We start from the raw sequence: 24695 nt of genomic DNA on the forward strand, positions 1-24695 counted from the left end.
CATGAGCACAGTCGCAAAGCCCCTGGCAGGCATCAAGGTACTCGATATCTCTCGGGTGCTGGCAGGCCCCTGGTGCGGGCAGATGCTGGCCGACATGGGTGCCGAGGTGATCAAGGTAGAGCGCCCCCAAAGCGGCGATGACACGCGCCACTGGGGGCCACCCTGGCTCTCCGGCAGCAACGAGTCTGCCTACTACCTGTGCGCCAATCGCGGCAAACGCTCGGTGACGGTCGATATGGCCAAGCCCGAAGGCCAGGCACTGATCAAGCAGTTGGCGGCCCAATCGGACGTGGTGCTGGAAAACTTCAAGGTCGGCGGGCTGAAAAAGTACGGCCTGGACTACGCGAGCCTGAAGGCACTCAACCCTGGCCTGGTCTACTGCTCCATTACCGGCTTTGGCCAGCAGAGCCCCTACGCCCACCGGGCGGGCTACGACTTCATGATTCAGGCCATGGGCGGCCTCATGAGCCTGACCGGCCAACCCGACGGTGAACCTGGCGGTGGCCCAGTCAAGGTGGGGGTCGCCATTACCGATATTTTCACGGGCCTGTATGCCGCCAATGCGGTGCTGGCAGCGCTATACCAGCGCCGCGACAGTGGCGAAGGCTGCCATATCGACCTGGCGCTCATGGACGTACAGGTAGGTGTGCTGGCCAACCAGGCACTCAATTACCTGACCTCCGGCCAGGTACCCCAGCGGCTGGGCAATGCGCACCCGAACATCGTGCCCTATCAGGCGTTTGCTACCGCCGATGGTCACATGATCGTGGCCGTCGGCAACGACGAACAGTTCAAGCGCTTCTGCCAGGTCATCGACCAGCCGCAGCTGGCACAGGACGAACGCTTTGCCACCAACGGCAGTCGTGTACAGCATCGCGAAGCGCTGGTGCCGACCCTGGCGCTCGCCCTGGCAGCACAGCCTACCGACACCTGGCTGGCAGCCTGCGAAGCGGTCGGTGTGCCCTGCGGGCCTATCAATACCCTGGATCGCGTGTTTGACGATCCTCATGTCAAGGCACGCGGGCTCAAGCAGACGCTGCCCCATGCACTGGCAGGCGAGGTCAATCTCGTCGCCAACCCGATTCGTATCAACGGGCAGTCACTGAGTGCCCAGAGCGCTCCCCCGACCCTGGGCGAGCACACCGATAGCGTGCTGGATGCCATCGGTATTAGTGATGAGCAGCGCGCGGCGCTTCGCGCGGCAGGCATCATCTAATTGCTCTCTTGCGAATATGACCCACTTCAACTACTACCCACTTTAACCATGAACCCATGTCGATGTAGTACCCCTTGAAACGCCCAGCCGGGCGTTTTTTTTGCCTGCCATCACTACCCTATACAAAACCTACACAGGCAGTACCGTTGTCGCTAGACTAAGCTTATCTCTTGGCAGCTCGTGGCTAATCCGAGCACGTGCTTTGCGACGATTTCCAATCCAGGCGACATGACCCGTTGGCCGAATGAAAGACGACATGGGGTAACGGCATGGCCAACTGTGCGCGAGTGAACGGAGTGTGTAAGCGCTGTGAGGTGGCACAAACACCTATTCCCAGCACCAGCTCACCGTGACGCTGTCGGCGGGCATCGCATGTTACAGTAAAGGCTCCAGCACTCGGATGCTGGATCAGGCAGACAAGGCCATGTATCAGGCCAAGCAGGCTGGACGCAATCGCGTCGTCATCGCACCGTCATCTATGTGATACACGCTAATGCACACGATGTTGAGATGCGCACTATGCTTACAAGATGCTGACAAGCACACCCCAACCCAAAGGAGTTGAGCCATGAGCAATGCCGAGCTAAACGAACTAAAGCAGAAATACGTCGCGGCAGGTGCAGCAAGCCCCGCTACCGCCTTTGCGGACCGCGCCGAAAACGCTGAGATCTGGGACGCCGACGGTAACCGCTTCATCGACTTCGCGGGCGGTATTGGCGTGTTGAACGTGGGGCATCGCCACCCGAAGGTCGTGGCCGCGGTAAAAGCCCAGCTCGACAAGGTCATGCACACCTGCCAAACGGTCATGCCCTATGAAGGCTACGTCAAGGTCGCCGAAAAGCTGAGCCACATCGTTCCCGTGCGTGGCCATGCCAAAGTCATGCTGGCCAACTCCGGTGCCGAAGCGCTGGAAAACGCGGTGAAGATCGCTCGCGCCGCCACTGGTCGCTCCAACGTGATCTGCTTCGATGGCGGCTACCATGGCCGCACCTTCTACACCATGGCCATGAACGGCAAGGTCGCGCCCTACCAGACCGATTTCGGCCCGATGCCCGGCACCGTATTCCGCGCGCCCTACCCGGTGCCCTACCACGGCGTCAGCGAAGACGAGGCCATTCGCGGCCTGAAGATGACGCTGAAAACCGACGCCAACCCCAAAGACACTGCCGCCATCATTCTTGAGCCAGTACTGGGTGAAGGCGGCTTCTACCCCGCCCCGACCAGCTTCCTGAAGAAGATTCGCGAAATTTGCGATGAGCACGGCATGCTGATGATCATCGACGAAGTGCAGTCGGGCTTTGGCCGCACCGGCAAGATGTTCGCCATCGAGCACAGCGGCGTCGAGCCGGACATGATGACCATGGCCAAGAGCATGGCCGACGGCATGCCAATCTCGGCCATCGTCGGTACCGACAAGGTGATGGACGCCTCTGGCCCCAACTCCCTGGGCGGCACTTACACCGGCAGCCCCACCGCCTGTGCCGCAGCGCTGGCCGTCATGGAAATCTTCGAAGAGGAGAACATCCTCGAGAAGAGCCAGGCGCTGGGCGAGAAGCTGGCGGCGCGCTTCAACGAGTGGCAAGGCAAGTTCGATTGCATCGACCACGTGCGTAACATGGGTGCCATGGCCGCCTTCGAACTGGTGAACAACAAGACCGACCGCACCCCGGACCCGGAGCTGGCAGCAGCGCTGTGCAAAAAAGCCCGTGAAGAGGGTCTGATCCTGCTCTCCTGCGGCATGTACGGCAACACCATCCGCTTCCTGATGCCCGTCACCATCGAAGACGACGTGCTGAACGAAGGCCTAGACATCATCGAGTCCTGCCTGGAATCGCTGATCTAAGCCATCCCGCACCCGCTAGAGCGCCGCCCCACAGGGCGGCGCTGCCGTTTTTACGCGGCATGTTTCGTCACTGCATCCGCTCGACATCCTCTTCTGATACAGGCCTCAATCATCGGCGCGGCTACATTGCAGCCCCTTAAAAATATGATATGACACCTTATTAAAAAGCAAATAATATTTAGCCATGCCAGTACTCGTCATCAAGACAGCCAGCACGCTGGCACTGAGCTCTGCAGTCCTGGCATGCGCGTCGTTCGCCATAGCCAAACATGATCACGATATTTTGCGGGCTACTTCGACGATAAACAAATTGCTGATCGCTCGCTTTCCGACTGAGAAGGCGACTGACAGTCCCTCTACCCTATCTGCTGGATGGAACTCTAGACCCCGTATCCGCCCATAAAACCGAACAAGGCGACAAAACGGCCGAAGAGTACAAAGACTACGGCGAAGAGATCATCGTTGAGATACTGTCCCATTGATCTCTTTCACTCTCGCCATGAACCTAGCTTCTTCGAGCGCTGGCGACCCGCCAGCGCTCTCACCACACGCTTATCAAAAGGATCAACTACTTGATGCAAGTGACGCTGAATCCTGCCTATCCCCATCTTGCTTTGCGGTAATGGTGCTCTTGTTGCTCCTGACGCTCTTTCGCTTCGATACAGAGCTTGGCGGTGGGACGAAACATTAGCCGAGCCAATCCGATAGGTTCACCGGTCTCGTCACAGTAGCCGTAGTCGCCGGTTTCGATACGTTTTAACGCTTCAGCAATATTGTTGAGCAGACGGCTCTCACGGTCGGCTTGACGTAAGGCCAAGCGCAACTCCTCTTCGAACGCCGCTTGATCAGCTTCGTCACTATCACGCTCGTGGGAAGCAATGACGCCTCTTATTTCCTTTAAATGCTCCTCTATTTCATCGCGCTCATTGAGCAGTCGCTGGCGGAAAAAAGCGAGCTGTTCGTCATTCATATAATCACTGTCAGGCATCTGCAATAGACGCTCTGCCCACGCGCTATTCGTCGTCATCCGTTATGCCCTGTGTGGGTGTTGATAAACTGATGCTCACCTGCGCGAACGTTCAATTGACGCACGCTGAGTACCGCATCGGCACGGGGAGAAGATGCCTGTGACATCATCTGCATCCACTGCCAATCAATTTGTTATATTATAACAAATAATGTAAAGACAGGCGATACTCGTCGATCACGCCTTTTTACGCACATCGGCAAGAACGCTTGGCCAACAGACCGGGGAGCTCAGTTACCAACGATCTTAGTTTGCCATGACGCGAGGCAGCCAAAGCACCAGCGCAGGCCAGACACTGACGATCACGGCCGCCAGGCACATTAGCAAGAAAAACAGCAGTGATGCCCAGGCAACGCGTCCTCTGCTTTCGCCTGTCAGGCTCTGTAGAACGAACAGGTTAGCAATCATTCCGTCACGCACCTTAGTGGTGGCAGTGCGAATATGTCATAGACCACATGAGCAGGAAAATATACATGTAATCATCGGGAAACATGCGCCCATTAGAGTAGTTCCTGTCGAATTTGCCGACGTACAAAGAGAAACTTCACCTCGCCACGGATTGGTGAAAAAATCCATAAAGACAGGCAATACTTATGTACATGTCCAAAAAAATTCCTCTAGCCCATTCCGTGGCTATGTTCACGGCCCTAGCGGGCATTTCTGTTTCCTCAATAGCGACTGCTAACGAGGACGCTCTGTTGGAGCGTCTACTTGAGCGTGGTGTACTCACCCAGCAGGATGTCGATGAGCTGCGTGCCGAATCCCAGGCCAACCAGGCCGCTGCCCAGCAACCGACCCGTGATGACGGTCTACAGTACGAACCACAAGAAGGCTTGCAGCAGGATGACGTTAATGTCCAGGTGCGTCGTTTTGGTGTTGAGACCGCTGACGGTAGTGACCGCTTCCGTATCCGAGGTCGCTTGATGCTTGATACGGCATATGTAGATGACAATGATGATACCACCGACGACCACCGAGTTGGCGAAGGTAATCTGGGCAAGACAGGCACCATCATTCGGCGTGCCCGCCTCGGTGCCTTGGGTCTTTTCCACGATAACTGGGAGTGGCAGCTGGAGGCGGATTTCCGCGACGAAGAGGTGCGCTTTGCCAACGCCTATATTGCTTATCTAATGGATAACGGGCGTTTGGCGTTTGGGCATTTCAAAGAGCCTTTTAGCTTGGAAAGTTCCACCAGTTCACGTCGTATATCGTTCCTTGAACGGGCAACTCCCATTGATGCCTATCGACCCAGTCGAAACCTTGGTGTTATGTACGAGACGCTGCAGCCAGACTGGTATGGGGCTATCGGTGCCTTTGGCGGTGACGGAGTAGGTAGCAACCGTGAAGTTTCCGAAGGCTATGCCCTTTCTGGTCGAGCAAGCATTGCTCCTGTTAACGAAGACAATGCTTTTTTACATCTTGGCGTTTCTGGTAACTACCGTAAGAACGCTCGCGATGAGGACAGCGGCGAATATGAAGATGTACGTATGCGCAGCCGTCTTGGTACACGTGCCGTAGACGGACGCATTATTGGCCGTCGCGACATGGAGGCTGTTAGCGATTTCACTACTAGCAACCTAGAGTTCGCTGCTGGTCATGGCCCATTTTCGGTTCAGGCAGAATACATTCGCCAAGATCTCAACCGTGACGTTAACGACCCCAACTTCTCCCAAGGAGAAGTGGACAGTATGACCATGGATGGCTGGTACGCCCAGGCAGGAGTTTTTCTTACCGGTGAATCGCGTAACTACCGCGCATTTAGCGGTGATTTTGGACGCATCACACCCAATCGGCCTTTTAGCCCGTCACAGGGTAACTGGGGCGCTTTTGAATTGCTCGGTCGCTACGCTACTGCGGATCATACAGATCATCACGCCCCTCGCGGCAAGCAGCAGGTGGATCACTGGACTCTGGGTCTCAACTGGTACATGCAGCCTGAAATCATCGCCAAATTCAATCTAATGTATATCGATGCAGAAGCTGGCGACACCAGTCTTGATGATGGCGTAAAAGAGTGGGACAGCTGGGTATTGGGGGCTCGTTTGCAGTACGAGTTCTGATCACTGATACGACGGTTTGGGCACAGGGAAGCGCCCGAATATATCCAATATCCGCATGTCACATCACTGACATATTTCCGTGCTACGGTTGAGTGTCTATGCGAGAGAAGAGTCTGTAATGTCCACTCATGCACTCGAAATCAAACGCCTACACAAGCGCTTTGGCAATACTGTCGCGCTTGATGGCATTGATCTAGCCTTACCGCGAGGTGAGGTGCTGGCTTTGCTAGGGCCCTCCGGCTGCGGCAAAACAACACTTCTGCGTTGCATTGCCGGCCTGTCAGACGTCAATGAAGGCGAGGTTCTCCTCGACAATGAGTGTGTCGCCGCCCCAGGCCGTCATCTGAGCCCAGATGAACGCCGCTTGGGAATGGTTTTCCAAGATTACGCTCTATGGCCCCATATGAGCGTTTATCAAAACGTGGCTTTCCCGCTGGAGATGCAAGGGGTAAGAGCCAACGCACGACGCCCTCAGGTGGAGTGGGCGCTTTCTTTAGTAGGGCTTGCCGATTTTGCTGAGCGTGCACCTGGCGCCCTTTCTGGCGGCCAGCAGCAGCGGGTTGCTCTAGCACGGGCCATTGTTGCCAAGCCAAGGCTACTGCTGATGGACGAGCCGCTCTCCAACCTCGACAAGGGGCTGCGCGAGAATCTCGCACTCGAGATTCGCAGTCTTATTGAGGAGCTCAATTTGACGGCAGTGTTCGTTACCCATGATCAACACGAGGCGTTTGCCTTAGCTGATCGTGTTGCCGTACTCCAGCAGGGTCGCCTACAGCAAGTTGATTCGCCGGAATCACTTTTTCATACACCAGCCACGCCCGATATCGCCGATTTCGTAGATGCTGGCACTCTGCTCAGTAGTCGGCTCAATGACCAGGGTTTGGCACTTGGCGATGCCAGCCTACCGCTGGGCGCAGCCTGCGGGCACCACGGTGATATTCACCTGCTCTTGCCACGCCGCGCAATTCGGCTTTGCGCGCCAGAATACGGTGTGTTGCGTGGGCTAATCACCGGACGCCTGTTCCAGGGCGAGCACTTGTCGCTTCAACTCACCCTGGCTGATGGTAGTTCGATCAAGCTGCACGCGCCTCATGCACCGGAGCGGGGCTGCCAAGCGGGTATTGACATCGACTTCAGCGCTCTGCGCGCCTGGAATGCAGAGGGGCGCCTGCTGGATTTAATACCACGCACAGACGCAGCCATTAAAGCCAGTGCCTGACCAAACGGGGCGTGTTTTTTTAACATGTGTTTTTCTTCGTAAGTTGCTTTTATTAACAGGAGTCTATTATGTACGGTTTGAAACCCCTTACCCTAGGTGCTTGTTTGTTTGCGCTGCCGGGTTTGGCCTCGGCGAGTGCCTTGACCGTTTACTCCGTAGGCCCAGGTGCTCTGATTGAAAATCTGGCCGACGACTTCACTGAAGAGACTGGCATTGAGGTTAATGTCTTCCAAAGTACTACAGGGCAAGTGATGGCTCGCCTGGAGTCCGAACGGTCCAACCCGCTAGCCGATGTGGTGATCTCCGCCTCCTGGGACAGCGCCAAGTCGCTGCATGAAGACGGCCTTCTGCATCAGTATCTCTCACCCAACGCCGAAACGGTGCCCGACTTTCTCAAGACCGATCACTATGTCGCTCAAGGGGTTTCGGCCCTAGCCTTAGTGTGGAACAGCAATACCGACGTTCCGCAACCAACTGACTGGAGCGACCTCACTGGTGCGGCCTATCGTGACCAGATAACCATGCCCGACCCGGCTCAGTCTGGCGCTGCCTTCGAACTGGTAAGCGGTCTTCTGACTGCCATGGGTGAGGAGGCCACCTGGCAGTTGATGGCAGACCTCGCCGACAACGGTATGATCGTGCCCGGCCCCAATGCTCGTGCCCTCAATCCGGTGCTACAAGGGGCCAAGTCGGTGGTATTCGGCGCGGTGGATTACATATCCCTGGGTCAGCAAGCCGAAGGTGAGGCCATTGAGGTGATCTTCCCCAAGAGCGGTACGGTGATTGCTCCACGGCCGATGATGATCCTGTCATCCACCTCAATGCCCGACGAGGCTGAGCAATTTATCGACTTCGTGCTTTCCGAGCAGGGCCAGGCGCGTGTTGCCGAGCGCTACCTGATGCCGTCGCGCACCGATATTGAGGCGCTGCGCCCCACTATCCAAGAGCTGACGTTGATCGATGTAGACAGCGAAGCCATGAACGCCCAGCGCGAGGCTATTATTAATCACTTCCGTGAGGCCACAGGTACCTAATGTTGGCTCGTCTCTACTTGCGCCTTCCCCAACACCTGCCCCGTGTCACCGGAGCGGGTGTTGTTATGCTGCTGACGGCGGCGACCCTGTTGATTTTGGTCGGGCTGCCGCTGCTATACGTGTTACTGCAGGCCATTTTCCCCGGTTGGTCGCGTGGCGAGCTAACCGGGGCCTTCAGCCTGTTTGTGCCGCTGTTCTCGGATCCGGAGCTTCTCGGGCTGCTAGGCAATACGCTGAGCCTGGGCATTGCCGTAGTCGTGAGCTGCGCCCTACTTGCCATACCACTAGGTGCGCTGCGCGCCTTGACCCGGATACCCGGCGGTGCCGCCTGGGATCTGATCTTTTTGATCCCCTTTATGATTCCACCCTATATTGCCGCTTTGTCGTGGATGCTGACCCTTCAGCCTAGCGGTTACGCCGAGCAGTTAAGCGGCTTCTCTGCCAGCGCTTTTCTATTCTCTTTTTCGGGCATTGTATTCGTGATGGTGCTCAACGTTTTTCCAGTAGTCTACTTCGCGGTATCGCGCACGATGATGAGTATCGGCGGGCGCTATGCTGCTGCCGCAAGAGTGAGTGGTGCGGGTGGCTGGAGAGCCTTTTGGCGTATCACGCTGCCGCTTTCAACCCCTGGTATCGCTGCCAGTCTGCTGCTGGTGTTCGCCCTAACTATTGAAGAGTTCGGCACCCCCGCTACCTTGGGCGCCCAAGCCGGTTATAAAGTGCTGGTAACGGGCATCCATGAGCGCTTTGCCGACTGGCCCATCGATATTCCAGGAGCAGCGGTACTGTCACTGCTGCTGGTAATGCTTGCCATGGCGGCCTTTTACCTACAACACTGGTTGGTAACGCGTCGTTCTTTCGTCAGCCAGACTGGAAAACCAGCGCCAATTGAGCGTATCGAGCTAGGCCCATGGCGTTGGCCAGTGCTAGGTTTGTTTAGCCTAGTGGGGCTGGCCGCCGTGGCAATACCGATCCTCGCAGTGCTGGCCACCGCTTTCACTGGCACTCTTTCTGGTGGAATTGCCTGGGACAATCTCTCTCTTCGTCACTTCGAGGCACTCTTCGCCAATCGCGGTGGGGCACTGCAGGCGCTCTCTACCAGCTTGGGGCTGGCCATCGGAACAGCACTGCTGACCGGTGTGCTGGGTGCCCTGGTGGGCTATTTGGTGGTGCGTGCTCATCTGCGTGGAAAGGGGCTGCTAGATCTGCTCTCACTACTGCCCAATACTATGCCGGGCATCGTGGTGGCAGTGGGGCTAATTCTGGCATGGAATCAGAGCTGGTGGCCGATACAGATTTACAACACGGGCGCCATGCTACTACTAGCCTACGCATGCCTACTGTTGCCCTATCCGGTGCGCTACGCCTCGGCGGCCTTTCGGCAGATGGGCGAGAGCTTGGAAGCAGCGTCACGAGTCTGTGGTGCGGGCTTTTTCACGACGTTTCGCCGAATTTTGCTGCCTGCATTGGCACCCAGTTTGCTCGTTTCGATGCTGCTGGTGTTCGCGATTGCTTCCCGCGAACTAGTGGCCTCATTGATGGTTGCACCAGCGGGCATGCGCACAGTCTCAACCTTCGTTTTTGGTCAATTTGAGCAGGGCTCTCCCGGGGTCGGTATGGCCATGAGCGCAGTGGCCATTCTTACCACTACAGCACTGCTGGTAGCGCTCACGGCATTCAGCCGCAAGCAGCTTCCGGCTGCGAGCTAGGGGTATTGATTTATTAAGCTTGGCACGCAACAACCCGAGTTCGAAAAGTTCAAGATATTGAACAAATATCTAAAAGCCTCTTGGCCCTCCTTAGTGGAAGACGCCATTGAACAGCCACAACTATCAAGCCTTGAGCACCAGAAAACTTGACAACGGCTGCGCCAGCCTGGTTTGGCTCGGTGGCTTCATTTAACGGGGCCGCCGATCACCTTCCAAAAAGTTGGCGGTAAACACGGCTTTGCCGTGGGTCTCGAACGACCACTTCATCACCTCGCCGAGTGCCGCCATCACCTCATCGAACTCACCGAATAGCTGGGTACTCATGCGGTTAGGATGAACCTCCAGCCCGGTGGCCTCCAGGCGTTTGACGACCTCTTTCACCACGGGCTTGAAATCATCGGCCAGCGGGTAGTAGCTCAGCTGTACGGAAAGGTACATATCGACTCCTTGAGCGCCCTATGATGGCGCTGTTTGAAACTGCTGCCACGCGGCCAGGATCGCCGAGCGGGTCTCCTCCGGGTGCTCCATGGGGAACATGTGGGTGCCCGGCACCGTACTGACCGGCAACCCCCGGCGGGCGATGCGCTTGACCCGCGATGGCGTCATCAAGTGCGACTCCAGCCCGGCCACTAGCTGAACGGGTACGCCTACCCGTTGGGGCAAGCCGGAGAGGTGATCCGGCAGGTGGCGGAAAATTTCCAGCTCGATGCGCGGGTCGAAGGTCAGCTCGGCACTGCCATCGTCCAGCAGCCGTGTGCCTGCTTCAATGTAGTCGTTGAGTGCCTCGGGGGTAAAGCGACGAAACAGCCCTCGCCGCCGCAGCGAGGTCGCCATGGCCTCACGGCTGGGCCACACCGTGCGCCGCCCCTTGGTTTTACCCGCGGGGGTGATCCGGTCCATGAACCCAAAGCGCTTGGCCGCTTTCATAGCCCAGGCATCCGGCCCCAGCATCAGCGGCGGGTCGAGCATGATCACACCGCGAAAACGCTCCGGCTGCTTGTCGGCAGCCATGGCCATCAGCGTGCCGCCCAGTGAATGCCCCACCCCCAAGAGCGGTGCATCGGTGTCGGGCAGGTAGCTCAACAGCTCCTCTACCAGGTTGCCCCAGTTGTGGTTCACCGGGTAATCCGGGTGGTGGCCCAAGCGGTCCAGCGGGTGAACATCGAACGATTCCGCCAGCGGGTCTAACAGGCTGCGGTAACTCAAGCCGGGAAAGCCGTTGGCATGGGCAAACACTAAGCGGGGGCGTTGGGTGGCATCGGCAGGCATGGCGGGCTCGTGGGTCATCTGGCGGTTCGGGGGCTATCACATAAGAACTATCACGTAAGCCCTATCATACAACTGTTTTAACGCGAGCCCGAGTACCCGTCAATCCACCCAAGGGTTAACCTGCTAATTAAAACAGCGAGAGCTGCTGGGCAGCCGTCTCTTCCGCCAACCGATACCCCACCCCCAACAGGCGCACGGGGCGTTCACCTCTGGCCCAGCCCACGTTCAGTAAGGTTTCGAACTGCTCCAGATCGGGCGCCGGGTCGGCGTGTTCGACAGTGGTTTGAGTGAAGTCGTTGAACTTCACTTTCACCATCAGCCCGCGCACGGCGGGGGCCGGGTCGAGGCGTGCGTAGCGGCGCTCCAGATCGCTGATCAGCTCTGGCAGCTCATGGCGGCAGGCGTCGAGGGTCGGCAAGTCCCGAGAGTAGGTTTGTTCGGTGCTGATCGACTTGCGCTCGCGGTGGGTCTTGACCGGTCGCTCATCTCGCCCGTGGCTAAGCTCGTGCAGCCGATGGCCGAAGCGACCAAAGCGCTCCACCAGCTCGGTCAGCGGCCGGGCGCGCAGATCCGCCCCCGTTTGAATCCCCAGTTCGGCCAGCTTTTCAGCGGTGCGCGGCCCCACCCCATGAATTTTTTTCACCGGCAACTGCTGCACGAAGGCGTCGATATCGTCTGGCGTGATGACAAACAGCCCATCGGGCTTGCGCCAGTCGCTGGCGATCTTGGCGAGAAACTTGTTGGGTGCCACCCCCGCCGACACGGTAATGCCGACTTGCTCTTTCACCCGCTGGCGAATGGCTTCTGCCATGCGGGTGGCGCTGCCGTGATACTGCGTGACGTCCGAGACGTCCAGAAAGGCTTCGTCCAGCGAGAGCGGCTCAATCAGTTCGGTGACATCGCGATAGATGGCAAACACCTGGCGTGCCACGGCCTTGTACTTAGCCATATCGCCACGAATCACCGTGAGGTGAGGACAGCGTTTGAGCGCCTGAGCCATGGGCATGGCGGAGTGGATGCCAAACGCGCGGGCAGGATAGTTACAGGTGGCCACCACCCCGCGCTGCTCCACACTGCCGCCAATGGCAATGGGAATCTCCGCCAGCGCGGGGTTGTCGCGCATCTCGACCGCCGCATAGAAGCAGTCACAGTCGCAGTGAATGATTTTGCGCACAGGCCGACCTTGCCTCCGCCCTTACCTGTAAAAAAGCACAGTTTATCACAGGGTGTGCCGCCGTCACGTACCACAAAAAGTGCGCAGCACCTGCTCACTGGCCGTGGCAGGGGCTGCCAGTTGGCGCGCGGCTTCAGATTCATCGAAGGGCTGAGTGACCGCCGCGAGCAGCGTGTGGAAAGGCTCGAAATCACCTTCTGTTGCCGCGTCGATCACCGCTTGAATGCGGTGGTTACGGGGGATCACCACCGGGTTGGCGCGGCGCATGGCCTCCAGGCGCTCATTCTTTCGGCTGGCTTGCTGGGCGTTCTCCCAGTCGGCCAGCCAAGCCGCAAGGCCATCTGGCTGAGTGGTCAGCGCCAGCAGCGCCTCTTTTTGGGAGTGGGCTGGCGTGTCCGTGCTCAAGGCTTGGGCACCCAGCGTTTTGGCATAGTGCGTCAGCGCGTCGAACGTCGCGGTCATGTCCATGCGGCCCTGATGCATCTGGGTTTCCAATGCCTCCATCAGCGCCACGGCGTGATCGCTTTCCGGGGCAAGGCCCAGCTTGTCGGCATGCAGGCGGCGCTGTTCGGCGCCAAAACGAGCGGTAAAGCCGCGAAGCACCTCGGTGGCCTGCTCTACAACGGCCTCGCCCTCTTCCCCCATCAGCGGCAGCAGGGTTTCGGCAAAGCGGGCCAGGTTCCACTGGGCGATGCCCGGCTGGTGGTTAAAAGCGTAGCGCCCGCCCTGATCGATGGAGCTGAAGACCTTTTGCGGGTCGAACTGTTCCATAAACGCGCAGGGGCCGTAATCGATGGTGTCGCCAGCAATGCTGCAGTTGTCGGTATTCATCACGCCATGAATAAAGCCCAGGCTCATCCAGCGTGCCACCAGCGCCGCCTGACGGGCGGTAACGGCTTCCAGCAGGGCAAGGTACGGATCGTCAGCATTGGCCGTTTCTGGGTAGTGGCGAGCAATCACATGGTCGGCCAGCGCTTTCAGCGCGGCTTCATCGCGACGCACGGCAGCAAACTGGAACGTGCCCACGCGGATATGGCTGCGAGCCACGCGGGTCAGGATGGCCCCCGGCTCGGCCATCTGGCGTACCACGCGCTCCCCCGTGGTCACGGCCGCCAGCGCCCGAGTGGTGGGCACGCCCACGGCGGCCATGAACTCACTCACCAGATATTCCCGCAGCACCGGGCCAAGCGGCGAGCGTCCATCCCCGCCCCGTGAAAACGGCGTGCGGCCACTGCCCTTGAGCTGCACGTCCTGCCGCTGGCCCTGCTGATCCACCACTTCCCCCAGCAGCAGCGCCCGACCATCTCCCAACTGAGGCACGAAATTACCGAATTGATGCCCGGCATAGCCCAGCGCTCTAGGCTCGGCCCCTGGCGGTAGCCGATTACCGCTGAACCATTGGGCCAGCGTGGCATCGTCGGGCCGCGTTTGCATGCCTAGCGCCACGGCCAAGGGTTCGTTGAATGCGATCAGGGTGGGTTGCGCCACGGGCGTGGGCTGGCAGTCCGCCCAGAGCGGTTCTGGCAAGGTGGCGAACTGGTGTTCGAAAGTCAGCACGGGCAACTCCGCTGTTCAATGAATGGCCTACAGAATACCCTAAGCCTACTCAAGTAATGGGCGATCACCTGGCGCACGATGCCTTGCCCCATGGTGAGCGTGGCAATCCATGGGCGCCCACGTGTTACCCCTGCTGCAAGCAGGCCACTGCCTGCTCCAATGCCGGCGTCAGCGGTGCGCGCCACTGGTGGGTCAGCAATGCATCGGCGCGGGTCACGCCCAACGACAGCGAGGCCACGGGCAAGCCCATGGCGTGGGCATCGCGACAGAACCGGTAGCCGGAATAGACCATCAAGGACGTACCCACTGCCAGCACCGCGTCGGCACGTTGCAGCGCCTCCTGAGCTGCCAGGCGCCGCGCCGGAGGAACCACATCGCCGTAGTAGACCACCTGCGGTTTGAGGATGCCCCGGCAGCGCGGGCAGTCCAATACTTTAAAGTTGGAGAAATCGGTTTCCAGATCCGCATCGCCGTCCGGCGCGTGGCGGGCCTCCAGCGCGGCGAAGGCGGGGTTCATGCGGGCCATTTCACTGTGCATGGCGTGGCGCATCATCTGGTAGCCACAGGCCATACAGGCGACCACGTCTGCCCTGCCGTGCAGATCGATCACCTTTTTCGAGCCCGCCCGCTGGTGCAGCCGGTCAACGTTTTGTGTGACGAGAAGCTCCACATGGCCCATGGCCTCGAGCTTCGCCAACGCCCGATGCGCGCCGCTCACCTGGGCTTCACGCATGGCCTTGAAGCCTACCAGCGCTCGCGCCCAGTAGCGCTGACGAACGGCGAAGGAACTCATGAAATCGCCGTGCTGCACCGGCGGCGGGCGCTTCCACTGGCCATCGGCATCGCGGTAATCGGGGATGCCGCTGTCGGTACTGACGCCCGCCCCGGTAATCACCCAGAGTTTGGGGTAGCGCTTGATAAAGGCGGCCAGTGCTTCCCCGGCCACCTGGCTGCTCTCTCGTTTTTCGACACTTTCCACGGCCTGCGTCAATGGATCACCCTAGGCAATACTGCGACAAGTCAACGATACTGTAGGACAATATAAGCACATGCAATGTGCCCTCGATAGCGGATTAAGGAGCCTCTCATGCAGTGGGATCACGAGATTGTCATTGTTGGCGGCGGCATGGTGGGCGCGGCCCTGGCGGCCAGGCTGGGCCAGGCGGGCATGTCGGTTGGCCTGGTCGAGCGCGCCAGCGCTCCCACGCCCCCCAGCGGCGATTACGACCTGCGTATTTCATCACTCAACGCCCGCTCGCTGGCGTTCGTGAAAGCCAGCGGTGCGGTCCTGCCGGGAGAGCGCTGCTGCCCGTTCCGGCACATCGATGTCTCCAACCTGGATGGCAGCGGTCACTCGCTGTTCTCGGCCCACGACAGCGGCATGAACGATTTCGGTATTTTCATCGAAAACCGCGCCCTGCAGTACGCCCTTTGGCAACGCCTGGAGCAGCTTCCCAGCGTCACCTGCTACACCCAGTGTGCCCCGGTGAGTACGCTGGCCGCCAGCACCCATCGGCTGCTGGAGCTGGACAACGGCAAGACCCTCAGCGCCCGGTTGATGGTGGCCGCAGATGGCGCACGTTCAACCCTGCGTGAGCTGGCAGGCATCTCCACCAGCAGCTACGACTACCACCAGCGGGCGATGATCATCAACGTCGAGACCGAGCTTCCCCAGCAGGATGTCAGCTGGCAGTACTTTACCCCCAAAGGCCCGCTGGCCATGCTGCCGCTGCCCGGCCACCGCGCCTCGTTGGTGTGGTACGACAGCGATGAGGCCACCAAGGCCCGCGAACAACTTTCCAACGACGCCCTGCAACACGCCATAGAAACCACCTTCCCCAAACGGCTGGGCAAATTGACCCGGGTGGTGGCACGGGCCAGTTTCCCCATCAAGCGCCAGCACGCCAAACGCTACATCGGCAAACGGCTCGCGCTGATCGGCGACGCCGCCCACGTGGTGCACCCGCTGGCAGGTCAAGGCTTGAACATCGGCCTGCACGACGCCGACACCCTGGCCGAGCTGATCATCAAAGGCCGTGACCCTGGCGACCATATCAGCCTGCACCGTTTCGAGTGCCACCGGCGTCTGGCCAACCAGGCAATGATCGCCGCCACCGATAGCTTCCACCACCTCTTCACCGGGGCCAAGCCGCTCCGCCAACTGGGTGATCTCAGCCTGCACCTCGCCGAGCGAGTGCCGTTTGCCAAACGCATGATGATGCAGCAGGCCAATGGGTTGAATCCGTTCAAGGTGGGCTAAAGCTGACTATGCTGAGGGAGTGGCTGCGGAAAGCAGCCCTAAAACAATCACAATAACCCTCAAATAAGGAAAGCGCATGCGATGCAAGCAACCCGATACGCTCGTGGCGGCCGCCTCGTTTACCGGCCTTGGCCTACTGTTGGCCATGCCCTTATGGGCATGGGATGGCGTGGTCGAGAAGCAGCGGTTCGAGATCGAGAGCTTTACCACCCAGGGCGGCGAGACGATTCCCAACGTGACGGTAGGCTGGGAAGCCTACGGCGAGCTGAACGAAGCGCGTGATAACGCCATTCTGATTACCCACTTTTTTCTCCGGCACCAGCCATGCGGCAGGCCGCTATGGGGCTGATGGTGAGCCGCCCACCGAGGGGCTAAAAGAGGCGCTGAAGCTGGTGACGCTCAATGCCAACCACTGGCAGTGGGCCAACAAAGCGTTCAACCGCGATTGGGCCGACGACGCGCGCGACCCCGCCCAGGACATCACCGCCCGCTATGCCATCGAACAAACCCTGGATGACATCGCCGCCGCCCGTGCGGCGCTTTCCGATGCCAACCACCTGCTCTACCTGGTGCGCGCCAACCAGACCTTCATGGCTGGCTACGGTGACTCGCTGGAAGCGGGGCTGGCCGCCATCGAAGCCCCCACATTGATGCTGTATAGCGAGAACGACTTGGTCTTCGCCCCCGAGGGCGTACGCCGCACCGCCGAGCTGATCGAAGCCGACGGCACTGAGGTGACGCTAGAAACGCTGGAAGGCAACCGAGGTCACCTGGATGGCGTGGTGGCCATCGAGCAAGCCAGCGATACGCTGCGGGCGTTTTTGGAGTAAGCGGTGGAGCGCTGGCCTCCAAGAGGCCAGCGCTAGTGAGGTCCCCCTACTGAGTTATGGCCATGAGGTTTATGAGCCGCTTCAGCTTGCAGACGCTCCACTAACCAAACCTTGATAATCGACTGGCGGGTAACACCCATTCTCGCAGCCTCACGGTCTAGTGACTCCACTACCCATGCAGGAAAATCTACGTTAATCCGCTTTTGCTCCTGATTCACCCGTCGAGCAGTGGAAAAGTCTAGATCATCGAGAACATCATCTTGATTTTCATCGAATTTTTTATCGAACTCTTTAGCTTTCATAGATGTCTACCTCCTTCTTGCGGGAGCGTCTAACAGAAATCAGCCGAATACGCTCTTCTCGGTAGGTGACGACTGCCGACCAATGTTTTTCACTGATCATACCGATTAGTAAAAACCTTGGTTCGCCCTCGGATTTTGCGCGAATTTCTAGCAGATATGGATCCTTCCACAGCGCTTGTGCCGCTTCAAAATCAATACCGTGCTTTGTCAGGTTGGCCTGACTTTTGTTGACGTCAAACTCGAACTCGTTCATGAGTATAAATTATTCCTTTTTTACTCACTCAACAAGATTCTAAAGCCGAAAGCAACGCCGTTACTGCAGCAGGCTTTATACAAAACCATGCCCCAGCGCCCACTGCACCGCCTGCTCTGCATGGATCTCGGTCGTATCGAAGAGCGGCACGGGAGTGTCGGCCTGTTGAACCAGCAGGCCGATTTCGGTGCAGCCTAGAATCACCCCCTGCGCGCCGCGCTCGGCAAGCGCCTCGATGATCTCCAGGTAGTCGGCTTTGGCCTCTGCTTTCACCACACCCAGGCACAGCTCCTGGTAGATCACCGTGTGCACACGCTCGCGCTGTGGTTCGGTAGGCACCACCACCTCGATACCGTGGCGCTGCAAACGCTCGATATAAAACGCCTGCTCCATGGTGAACCGGGTGCCCAGCAAACCTACGCAGGCAATGCCCTGGCGTTGCAGCACCCGGGCCGTGGCATCGGCGATATGCAATAGCGGAATGGAGACCGCCGCTTCCAGCGGCTCGGCAACCTTGTGCATGGTGTTGGTACACAGCACCAGACAATCGGCCCCCGCGGCCTCCACCGCGCTGCCCGCCGCTGCCAATATCTCGGCAGTCGCCTCCCAGTTGCCCTGATGCTGCAGCGCCTCGATGTCGGCAAAATCCACGCTGTACAGCACCACCCTGGCAGAGTGCAGCCCACCCAGCGCCATGCGCACATGCTGGTTGACGAGGCGGTAGTAGGTTTGGGTGGACTCCCAGCTCATGCCGCCGATCAAGCCGATGGTTTTCATGGATGCACTTCCACCTTTTGGTTACAAGAAAGAGAGTGTATTGCGAAGGCAGCAGACAAGGCTTCGGACGCTATCATAGGCTCACATGCTTACCGCCATCCGGCACTTCGCAGTTTTAACAGTAGCGCCCGTAACCGGCTGCCCCCCGCTGAGCTTAAAAGCAAAACGGCTCCCACGACCACGGAGGTCCCCCCACGCCCTAATAAGTAAGCGCTAGCGTTTGGCCGCTGTTGCGCGAGAAACTCCCCCAACAACACCGTGCCAGCAGCGATAAAATAAATACCCATGAGCGCTGTCCCCACCGCCATGCAGGCTCGGGGGCTTACCAATACACCTGACCCTTGCGGCACCAGCCATCGGCTCAATGCCTCACGCCACAGAATAAGGCTCAGTCCGATCAGAGTATTGCTAAAAAAATGCACAAATTGAGCCATCAATACGCTTGAAGAAATGTCCTCTTGACCAGCCAGAGCGATCGACAGAGAAACGGCGGCATCCGGTAATGGACGTAGCGCCATCCATAGCCCCAAGAGCGCCAACAAGCTGGCCATCAGCGGGCGCATTTGCATCCTTGGCATCATGACTCCCTTACTCGTTGCATTGTTGGTTGTGAAAGCTCAACCTGGCTACTCCAGATCTCCGGTAAACACGACGGTCAGCCAGCGGCGCAGACCTTCGTCGTCCACAAGATTCCGATGCCACATACTTCAGGCAGCGCTTCCCACACATTAGCCGCTGGCGTTTTCCTCGGCCACCTGACGCAGCGCATCGACCAGCACATCGGTGGGCTGGGCGCCGGAAATCAGGTAGCGTCCATCGAGAATGAAGCCCGGCACGGCACTGACGCCCATGTCCATGAAGCGCTGCTCGGCTTCACGCACTTCTTCGGTGTATTGGTCGGAGCGGGCGATGGCCTCGGCGGTGTCGCCGTCCAGCCCCACCTCGATAGCTTTTTCGCGAAGCACCAAGGGATCGGCGGGATTTTTCGCCTCGCCAAAGTAGGCCTCGAACAGCGCCAGTTGAAGCGCCGTTTCCTGGTGCTGCGTGCCGGCCCAGGCCAGCACACGGTGCGCGGCGAAGGTGTTGTTCGCCCGGCGCTCCAGCGCGCCACGGAAATTCAGGCCAAGCGCTTCGGCGGCGGCCATGATCTCGCGCTGGGACTGTTCCATGGTGGCCGCATCCTTGCCGTACTTGCGGCACAGGTGCTCCAGAATCGGCTCGCCCTCGGGCGGCATGTCCCGGTTCAGTTCGAAAGGCTGCCAGACCAGCTCGACCTCGATCTCGCCAGCGAGCACCTCCAACGCCTGCTCCAGGCGCCGATAGCCAACCGCACACCACGGGCAGGCCACATCGGATACCAGATCGATTCTTACCTTTTGCATGGGGTGTCTCCTTTGGGTTCATTCATCATGGGTAACATCCGGCAGTTATGGCCATGCCACTGCCTCAATCCGCCCACTCCAGGTCTCCGGTAAACACGACCGTCAGCCAGCGGTGCGGCCCTTCGTCGCCCAGCAAGTCACTGACTTCGTTACGCAGGGCATCCCATTCGCCAATGGTGCGCGGGGGCGCATCGGCGGGGACGATAAAGTAGAGCTCGATTTCCCTGGAGCGACCCACCCGCGCAATATAGGCGCGGTAGGTGGTAAACCCGTGCTGTTGCACGAAAGCCTGTGCTACCTGATCCACATGCTGCTTCAAGGCGCTCGGGGTGACCAGAAAGATATCCGCCAGCGCGCGGCGCACGGTGGAAATCGGCAGCGGAATGATGATGACGCACACCACCGCCAGCACCGCCGGGTCGATGTAGGGCGAGATCCACTCCCACGACGTGCCCTGCACCAGATAGCCCAGCGAGAACGCCACCAGCAGCGCCGCCGTGATGCCTGCCGACATGATCCAGCCCCGCACGTCCAGGCGCACGAAGTCCGACCCGATACGGCGATTGGCACGGGCCTCCACGATAGCGGTGGCAACACACGCCACCAGGGTGATCACCGCATAGACGATTGCCCAGCCAAACTCCAGCTCGCGCCCGCCTTCCAGCAGGCTGCTGATGGCGTTGACCAGGGCATACACCGCCACGCCAATCAGCAGCGTGCCGTTGACCCCCAGCACCATGGGCTCCAGGTGCCAGAAGCCCACGGAAAAGCGCTCTCTCAGCTTGCGCGACAGCCCTTTCGACGACACGAACGAGGTAATCAGGTTCACCACCAGCAGCGAGAGCAGGCTCATGCTGGCATCCACCAGGGCATAGATGCCATCGAACATGATCGAAAACGACCCGGACATCAGGCCAAAGCCGATGCCCAGCCCCGCAATCACCAGCGTGACGGCGATGGACGTTCTCAGTACGCCGCTCTCGTCGCTCAGATCGAAACTACGCATGACGTTATCCCTTTCAGTGCGAAAATCCGCTCATCCTTCCGTTCTCTCAACCCTGCAGCTCTCTCAATTGCTTCATCAATCCCGTAATCACTTTTGCCGAGCTGCTGGTGTCATCCGCCAGGCGGCGCACGTGTTCGGCAACCACCGCGAAGCCTTTGCCGGCCTCGCCTGCCCGCCCTGCCTCGATCCCCGCGTTGATGCTGAGCAGTTGCAGCATCTTCAGTGAATGGGCAATTTTCTCGGTTTCGGTGGCAATGTCGCGGCTGATGGCACTCAGCTGCTCCTCGCTTTGCCGCCGCTGCTGAATGTCGGTGACCACCCCTTCCAGGCAGATGACGTTGCCCTCGTCATCTTTCACGGCACCGCCGTACTCGCTCACCCAACGCAGGCGGCCATCTTTACAGCGCACCCGATAATCGGCGTGCCAGTTCTTGTCGGAGGCGATGGCCCGCTCGATGGCCTGATCCAGCCCCGGCGCATCCTCAGCGTAGATCAACGCCACGTAGGATTGCAGGCGGTTGTCGATCAAATCGTCGATGGCATAGCCGGTCAGTTCCTGAACCCTGCCACTCAGGTTCAGCATGGTGTAGTGCTCATCGTTGCGGCAGCGGTACAGAAACCCATTCATGCGCGACGCAATGCTTTCATAGATACTGTCTTGCTCAGACATGCTGGTCATGGCCTTTCAAAGTGGAATGCTAGGGTACGCCCGCCTGTTCACCGGCGACTTAAGTCGTACGTATCTGCACAGCACTATGCCGAGACCGCACCGCCAAGTCCAACGCCAAACTCACCACCGCTCAACGCTTAACAAGGCGGCTCGCGGGTCTGCTCGGAGACATGGCCCGCTTTATCCAGGTGGTACTCGCTAAAGTCCTGCGCCAGGAAGAGCGCGCCTGAGAAAACGCTTTGCGCCTCGCGTTGGATGTCCGCGATGGAGGGCACGGTATGGGAAATGAGCGGGTAGCGAGGGCTGAAGTGGGTCAGCACCAGGTGGGGCAAGCCGACCTGCTCGGCAAACGCCGCCACCTGCCTGCCGTAGCTATGCCCTACCTCACCGGCTTTCTCGGCCATCGCTTCGGTGTAAGTGGCTTCGTGCACCAGCACCTGCGCCCCGGCGCAGGCTTGCGCCAACAGCCCGGGTTGGTCGTTGTCTCCGGCAATCACCACTTTTCTGGCGGCGTGTTTGAACAGCAGGTAATCCTGGCTGCGCAGTTGCTTGCCCTCAAACGCTACCTCCCTCCCCTGCTTCAACTGCCCCCACAACGGCCCTCTGGGAATGCCGTGCCGATCCAATTTATCCACATCCAGGGCGGCCTCCACGTTGCGCTCGGTGAACGCATAGGCGTAGCACGACACGCGATGGGAAAGCTCGCACGTTTCAACCGCCATGTTCTCGAACTCGATGCTGGGCAGGTCATCGGCGCAGATGAACTCCAGCGCGAAGAGCAGGCAGAGTTGGGTGACCGCACAGGTGGCTTCCAGCCAGGTTTGGATACCCTTGGGTGCCACAAGGGTCAGCGGCGCCGTGCGCCCACCCATGGCCGCACTGGCCAGAATGCCCGGCAGCCCGTAGCAGTGGTCGCCGTGCACATGGGTAATCAAAATGGCCTTCAGCGAATGAAACGACAGCCTGGTGTGCAAAACCTGGTGCTGAGTGCCCTCCCCGCAATCGACCAGATACCAGCCCTTGCCCTTGCTCTCTTGCAAGGCGATGGCGGAGACGTTGCGTTGTTTGGTGGGCACACCGGCGGAAGTGCCGAGGAAGAGTAGATTCATATCTTATTGGCGAGTCAACAATGAGCGTGAAGGGATGACGTTCGAAGCAACGAGGCATGCTTGAATGCGCATTACCATGCGCATAAAATCAGACGATACATCAAGAGCCACCAGGAGACGACGATGGCCGAACTCTACGATGCAGCCGCACCCAAAAAAGCAGCGAATCTCTCCATCAATAGCGACCTGCTGCGCAGGACACGTGAATTGAACATTAACTTGTCTGCCACCCTGGAGCGAGCGCTGAAAGAAGAGCTTGCCAAATGCGAAGCACAACGATGGGTCGAAGAAAATCGAGCTGCGATAAAAAGTTATAACAATTTTGTCGAACAACACGGATGCTTTGGCGACGAATTCAGGGAATTTTAATGGCACAGTTCGATGTATACCCCAATCCAAGCAAAACCAGCAAAGCGCACTACCCCTACCTTGTGGATGTGCAAAGCAGTTTGCTAAGCGAACTGACCACTCGCATCGTCATCCCGCTGGGCAACCGTTCCACCTTCGGCAACGACACCCTGCAAGGACTCACTCCAGAAATCAGCTTTGGCGATCAGGCGCTATTGCTGTTAACGCCACAGATTTCGTCGGTACCTGAAAAACATCTACAGAATCCCATCGGCTCTCTCTCGCATGTTAGAGACCAAATTGTCGGGGCTCTGGACCTGGCGATCACCGGCTTTTAACACTGGTAGGGTGCGGCAACCTCATGGAGGCAAAGCCGCCATGTCAAACGCTTATCAAGCGGCGTTAAATTCCAGTGGATGGAGGCCATCCAGATTGACCGTACTCCGCGCCACCCAAAGATCATGCATATCCTGCATCGCCAACCAGCTCTCAGGGCTACGCCCCAGCACTTTGGAAAGGCGCAGCGACATTTCCGGGCTAATGCCACTTTCTCCTTTGAGCAGCCGGGACAACGTGGACGGTGAAACGCCCAGACTCGAAGCAAGCTGACGCGAGCTAATGCCAAAGGGTTCCAGATACACTTCCCGAATAAATTCACCAGGATGCGGCGGATTATGCATCGTCATTAGTGATAATCCTCATAATCAAGAATGTAGGCGTTGCCGTCCTGAAATTCGAACGTCATACGCCAATTTCCGTTCACCCAAATCGACCATCGCCCTTTGTCTTTCTCTTTCAATGAGTGAAGCCTAAAGCCAGGGATGTCAATGATTCGCCCAGACTCTGACTTGAAGGTCTACCTGTACCGCGAAGCCGTGGACATACTGAAAATGATCACTTTCTTGCATCAAAAGCCCAAAAACAGCATGTCCAACGCTGCGGAGATTTCGTCCTGCTGCTCAGCAAGGGTACCAACACGAGAACGCAATTCGCTCTTGGGTACAGCAGCCATGTATTGAGTGGCCATGACGAAACCCTGACCTTCAATGCTAAAGACGGGATTCAGCCGCTGGGCTGGGGACGGCGCAGAAGATTGGGGCAACAGAGGCACAACAACCCGAGTATTCAAGCCGCTGAGAAGGTCGGATTGAACGTCCAGCAGATAGCCGCCCCCACCCTCATTATCGAAGATGTCGAAGCGGGCCATCAGAATTGACGGTGCCGCGCGAGAGGCAAACCGTTAGCTTCAACGTATGCGTTCGAGCTTGCCAGAGCTTTGGCATTCTCTGTCAGCCACTTCTCCTGTTTATGCCGTTTCACAGCCTCCGCAATCCCCGCCTCTGCGGACCGTGAGACATTGATACCCAAAGCTTTTGCCTCTTTGAGAAGGGCACTATCTAGCGACAGGTTGGTTGGCTTTCGGAGGGATTTCGTCACTTCAGGAGCAGGCATGGCTCAGTCCTCTTGGAGAACAATGCATCTACAATATGCGCATACCACTTGCACATCAAGCCTGAGCGACGGTAAGACTTTTCGCGCTATAGGGCCCATGATACGGCGGCGGCATAACGCTCGGCTCATGCGCCGGTTTGGAGCCGCGAAGCGGCGGAAAATCGGTCGCTGTGCAGCCGATTGTTAACTGTTGATGCT

31 protein-coding genes and 1 pseudogene are annotated in these 24695 nt (G+C 58.6%); 13 read left to right on the forward strand and 19 right to left on the reverse strand.

Annotated elements, in window-relative coordinates; all coding sequences use genetic code 11:
• Nucleotide 1: 1 nt before the first annotated feature.
• The 4 genes from CWI66_RS11010 (at nt 2) to CWI66_RS18370 (ending at nt 3541) form a co-directional block, all read left to right on the forward strand.
• Complete coding sequence (locus CWI66_RS11010) at nt 2–1216, forward strand: CaiB/BaiF CoA transferase family protein (RefSeq protein WP_100731678.1); 1215 nt, start codon at nt 2–4, stop codon at nt 1214–1216.
• A 349-nt stretch (nt 1217–1565) separates the two neighbouring features.
• Nucleotides 1566–1700 carry a diguanylate cyclase domain-containing protein gene (locus tag CWI66_RS11015; protein ID WP_232710856.1) on the forward strand — a complete coding sequence of 45 codons (135 nt, stop codon included), beginning with the start codon at nt 1566–1568 and terminating at the stop codon, nt 1698–1700.
• Nucleotides 1701–1784: 84 nt separating this feature from the next.
• On the forward strand, nt 1785–3059 hold the full coding sequence (gene gabT / locus CWI66_RS11020; protein WP_100731679.1) for a 4-aminobutyrate--2-oxoglutarate transaminase: 1275 nt from the start codon (nt 1785–1787) through the stop codon (nt 3057–3059).
• 368 nt (nt 3060–3427) lie between these two features.
• Nucleotides 3428–3541, forward strand: a complete 114-nt coding sequence (locus tag CWI66_RS18370) for a ZinT/AdcA family metal-binding protein (RefSeq protein ID WP_232710864.1) — start codon at nt 3428–3430, stop codon at nt 3539–3541.
• 116 nt (nt 3542–3657) lie between these two features.
• Here CWI66_RS18370 and dksA read toward each other — a convergent pair whose 3' ends face one another.
• Nucleotides 3658–4086: an RNA polymerase-binding protein DksA gene (gene dksA / locus CWI66_RS11030; RefSeq protein ID WP_081195323.1), complete on the reverse strand. Its 429-nt coding sequence runs from the start codon at nt 4084–4086 to the stop codon at nt 3658–3660.
• Nucleotides 4087–4332: 246 nt separating this feature from the next.
• A pseudogene (locus CWI66_RS18690) lies at nt 4333–4485 on the reverse strand (C4-dicarboxylate ABC transporter permease); the annotation flags it as partial.
• 194 nt (nt 4486–4679) lie between these two features.
• On the opposite strand from CWI66_RS18690, the gene CWI66_RS11040 reads away from it, so the two are divergent.
• The 4 genes from CWI66_RS11040 to CWI66_RS11055 all read left to right on the forward strand — a co-directional run bounded on the left by CWI66_RS11040 (nt 4680) and on the right by CWI66_RS11055 (nt 10108).
• Entirely contained in the window at nt 4680–6146 is a 1467-nt protein-coding gene (locus CWI66_RS11040; protein WP_198517543.1) for an OprO/OprP family phosphate-selective porin, read from the forward strand.
• Nucleotides 6147–6264: 118 nt separating this feature from the next.
• Nucleotides 6265–7365, forward strand: a complete 1101-nt coding sequence (locus CWI66_RS11045; protein WP_081195321.1) for an ABC transporter ATP-binding protein — start codon at nt 6265–6267, stop codon at nt 7363–7365.
• Between the two features lie 68 nt (nt 7366–7433).
• Complete coding sequence (locus CWI66_RS11050; protein ID WP_081195319.1) at nt 7434–8399, forward strand: ABC transporter substrate-binding protein; 966 nt, start codon at nt 7434–7436, stop codon at nt 8397–8399.
• Nucleotides 8399–10108 carry an ABC transporter permease gene (locus CWI66_RS11055; protein WP_198517545.1) on the forward strand — a complete coding sequence of 570 codons (1710 nt, stop codon included), beginning with the start codon at nt 8399–8401 and terminating at the stop codon, nt 10106–10108. The genes CWI66_RS11050 and CWI66_RS11055 overlap by 1 nt, the downstream gene beginning before the upstream one ends.
• A 189-nt stretch (nt 10109–10297) precedes the next feature.
• Here CWI66_RS11055 and CWI66_RS11060 read toward each other — a convergent pair whose 3' ends face one another.
• From CWI66_RS11060 to CWI66_RS11080, 5 genes are all read right to left on the reverse strand, one after another.
• The gene (locus CWI66_RS11060; RefSeq protein WP_081136504.1) at nt 10298–10546 is read right to left on the reverse strand and encodes a YkoF family thiamine/hydroxymethylpyrimidine-binding protein; all 249 of its coding nucleotides are present in this window, start codon (nt 10544–10546) and stop codon (nt 10298–10300) included.
• A gap of 18 nt (nt 10547–10564) precedes the next feature.
• On the reverse strand, nt 10565–11377 hold the full coding sequence (locus CWI66_RS11065; RefSeq protein WP_100731680.1) for an alpha/beta fold hydrolase: 813 nt from the start codon (nt 11375–11377) through the stop codon (nt 10565–10567).
• Nucleotides 11378–11504: 127 nt separating this feature from the next.
• Entirely contained in the window at nt 11505–12551 is a 1047-nt protein-coding gene (dinB, locus tag CWI66_RS11070; RefSeq protein ID WP_016914873.1) for a DNA polymerase IV, read from the reverse strand.
• Nucleotides 12552–12614: 63 nt separating this feature from the next.
• Complete coding sequence (locus CWI66_RS11075; protein WP_100731691.1) at nt 12615–14108, reverse strand: protein adenylyltransferase SelO; 1494 nt, start codon at nt 14106–14108, stop codon at nt 12615–12617.
• 124 nt (nt 14109–14232) lie between these two features.
• Entirely contained in the window at nt 14233–15099 is an 867-nt protein-coding gene (locus tag CWI66_RS11080) for an NAD-dependent protein deacetylase (RefSeq protein ID WP_100731681.1), read from the reverse strand.
• Between the two features lie 96 nt (nt 15100–15195).
• On the opposite strand from CWI66_RS11080, the gene CWI66_RS11085 reads away from it, so the two are divergent.
• The 3 genes from CWI66_RS11085 (at nt 15196) to CWI66_RS18380 (ending at nt 17198) form a co-directional block, all read left to right on the forward strand.
• The gene (locus CWI66_RS11085; protein ID WP_016914877.1) at nt 15196–16368 is read left to right on the forward strand and encodes a UbiH/UbiF/VisC/COQ6 family ubiquinone biosynthesis hydroxylase; all 1173 of its coding nucleotides are present in this window, start codon (nt 15196–15198) and stop codon (nt 16366–16368) included.
• Nucleotides 16369–16444: 76 nt separating this feature from the next.
• A complete protein-coding gene (locus CWI66_RS18375) occupies nt 16445–16717 on the forward strand; it encodes a hypothetical protein (RefSeq protein WP_232710857.1) in 273 nt (90 codons plus the stop codon).
• A gap of 43 nt (nt 16718–16760) precedes the next feature.
• Complete coding sequence (locus tag CWI66_RS18380) at nt 16761–17198, forward strand: hypothetical protein (RefSeq protein ID WP_232710859.1); 438 nt, start codon at nt 16761–16763, stop codon at nt 17196–17198.
• Between the two features lie 32 nt (nt 17199–17230).
• On the opposite strand, the gene brnA is transcribed toward CWI66_RS18380, so the two are convergent.
• The 8 genes from brnA to CWI66_RS11130 form a co-directional block, all read right to left on the reverse strand.
• Nucleotides 17231–17500: a type II toxin-antitoxin system BrnA family antitoxin gene (gene brnA / locus CWI66_RS11095; RefSeq protein ID WP_058578262.1), complete on the reverse strand. Its 270-nt coding sequence runs from the start codon at nt 17498–17500 to the stop codon at nt 17231–17233.
• Nucleotides 17490–17753, reverse strand: coding sequence for a BrnT family toxin (locus CWI66_RS11100; protein ID WP_058578261.1), 264 nt, complete (start codon nt 17751–17753; stop codon nt 17490–17492). Before CWI66_RS11100 ends, brnA begins: the two co-directional genes overlap by 11 nt.
• A 75-nt stretch (nt 17754–17828) precedes the next feature.
• Nucleotides 17829–18530: an aspartate/glutamate racemase family protein gene (locus CWI66_RS11105; RefSeq protein WP_058578260.1), complete on the reverse strand. Its 702-nt coding sequence runs from the start codon at nt 18528–18530 to the stop codon at nt 17829–17831.
• Nucleotides 18531–18619: 89 nt separating this feature from the next.
• Complete coding sequence (locus tag CWI66_RS11110) at nt 18620–19093, reverse strand: hypothetical protein (protein WP_232710860.1); 474 nt, start codon at nt 19091–19093, stop codon at nt 18620–18622.
• A 165-nt stretch (nt 19094–19258) separates the two neighbouring features.
• The gene (locus tag CWI66_RS11115) at nt 19259–19912 is read right to left on the reverse strand and encodes a DsbA family oxidoreductase (protein ID WP_100731683.1); all 654 of its coding nucleotides are present in this window, start codon (nt 19910–19912) and stop codon (nt 19259–19261) included.
• A gap of 64 nt (nt 19913–19976) precedes the next feature.
• Nucleotides 19977–20918, reverse strand: a complete 942-nt coding sequence (locus tag CWI66_RS11120; RefSeq protein ID WP_100731684.1) for a cation diffusion facilitator family transporter — start codon at nt 20916–20918, stop codon at nt 19977–19979.
• Between the two features lie 46 nt (nt 20919–20964).
• On the reverse strand, nt 20965–21588 hold the full coding sequence (locus CWI66_RS18585) for a PAS domain-containing protein (protein ID WP_269799702.1): 624 nt from the start codon (nt 21586–21588) through the stop codon (nt 20965–20967).
• Between the two features lie 137 nt (nt 21589–21725).
• Nucleotides 21726–22697 (reverse strand): ribonuclease Z, encoded by a 972-nt coding sequence (locus tag CWI66_RS11130; protein WP_100731686.1) that lies wholly within the window; start codon nt 22695–22697, stop codon nt 21726–21728.
• Between the two features lie 123 nt (nt 22698–22820).
• Here CWI66_RS11130 and CWI66_RS11135 point away from each other — a divergent pair, with 123 nt between their 5' ends.
• Both CWI66_RS11135 and CWI66_RS11140 read left to right on the forward strand, forming a co-directional pair.
• A complete protein-coding gene (locus tag CWI66_RS11135; protein WP_100731687.1) occupies nt 22821–23066 on the forward strand; it encodes a type II toxin-antitoxin system CcdA family antitoxin in 246 nt (81 codons plus the stop codon).
• Nucleotides 23066–23383 (forward strand): CcdB family protein, encoded by a 318-nt coding sequence (locus tag CWI66_RS11140; RefSeq protein ID WP_100731688.1) that lies wholly within the window; start codon nt 23066–23068, stop codon nt 23381–23383. Before CWI66_RS11135 ends, CWI66_RS11140 begins: the two co-directional genes overlap by 1 nt.
• Before the next feature lie 54 nt (nt 23384–23437).
• On the opposite strand, the gene CWI66_RS11145 is transcribed toward CWI66_RS11140, so the two are convergent.
• The 4 genes from CWI66_RS11145 to CWI66_RS11160 all read right to left on the reverse strand — a co-directional run bounded on the left by CWI66_RS11145 (nt 23438) and on the right by CWI66_RS11160 (nt 24497).
• Nucleotides 23438–23731, reverse strand: coding sequence for a HigA family addiction module antitoxin (locus tag CWI66_RS11145; RefSeq protein ID WP_096922277.1), 294 nt, complete (start codon nt 23729–23731; stop codon nt 23438–23440).
• Nucleotides 23731–23877 carry a type II toxin-antitoxin system RelE/ParE family toxin gene (locus CWI66_RS11150; RefSeq protein ID WP_100731689.1) on the reverse strand — a complete coding sequence of 49 codons (147 nt, stop codon included), beginning with the start codon at nt 23875–23877 and terminating at the stop codon, nt 23731–23733. Before CWI66_RS11150 ends, CWI66_RS11145 begins: the two co-directional genes overlap by 1 nt.
• Nucleotides 23878–23952: 75 nt before the next feature.
• The gene (locus CWI66_RS11155; RefSeq protein WP_100731690.1) at nt 23953–24252 is read right to left on the reverse strand and encodes a CcdB family protein; all 300 of its coding nucleotides are present in this window, start codon (nt 24250–24252) and stop codon (nt 23953–23955) included.
• Nucleotides 24252–24497, reverse strand: coding sequence for a type II toxin-antitoxin system CcdA family antitoxin (locus tag CWI66_RS11160; RefSeq protein ID WP_039180207.1), 246 nt, complete (start codon nt 24495–24497; stop codon nt 24252–24254). Before CWI66_RS11160 ends, CWI66_RS11155 begins: the two co-directional genes overlap by 1 nt.
• Nucleotides 24498–24695 lie beyond the last annotated feature (198 nt).

The sequence above is a fragment of the Halomonas sp. 141 genome, assembly GCF_002810305.1.
In the GTDB taxonomy this organism is placed as follows: domain Bacteria; phylum Pseudomonadota; class Gammaproteobacteria; order Pseudomonadales; family Halomonadaceae; genus Vreelandella; species Vreelandella stevensii.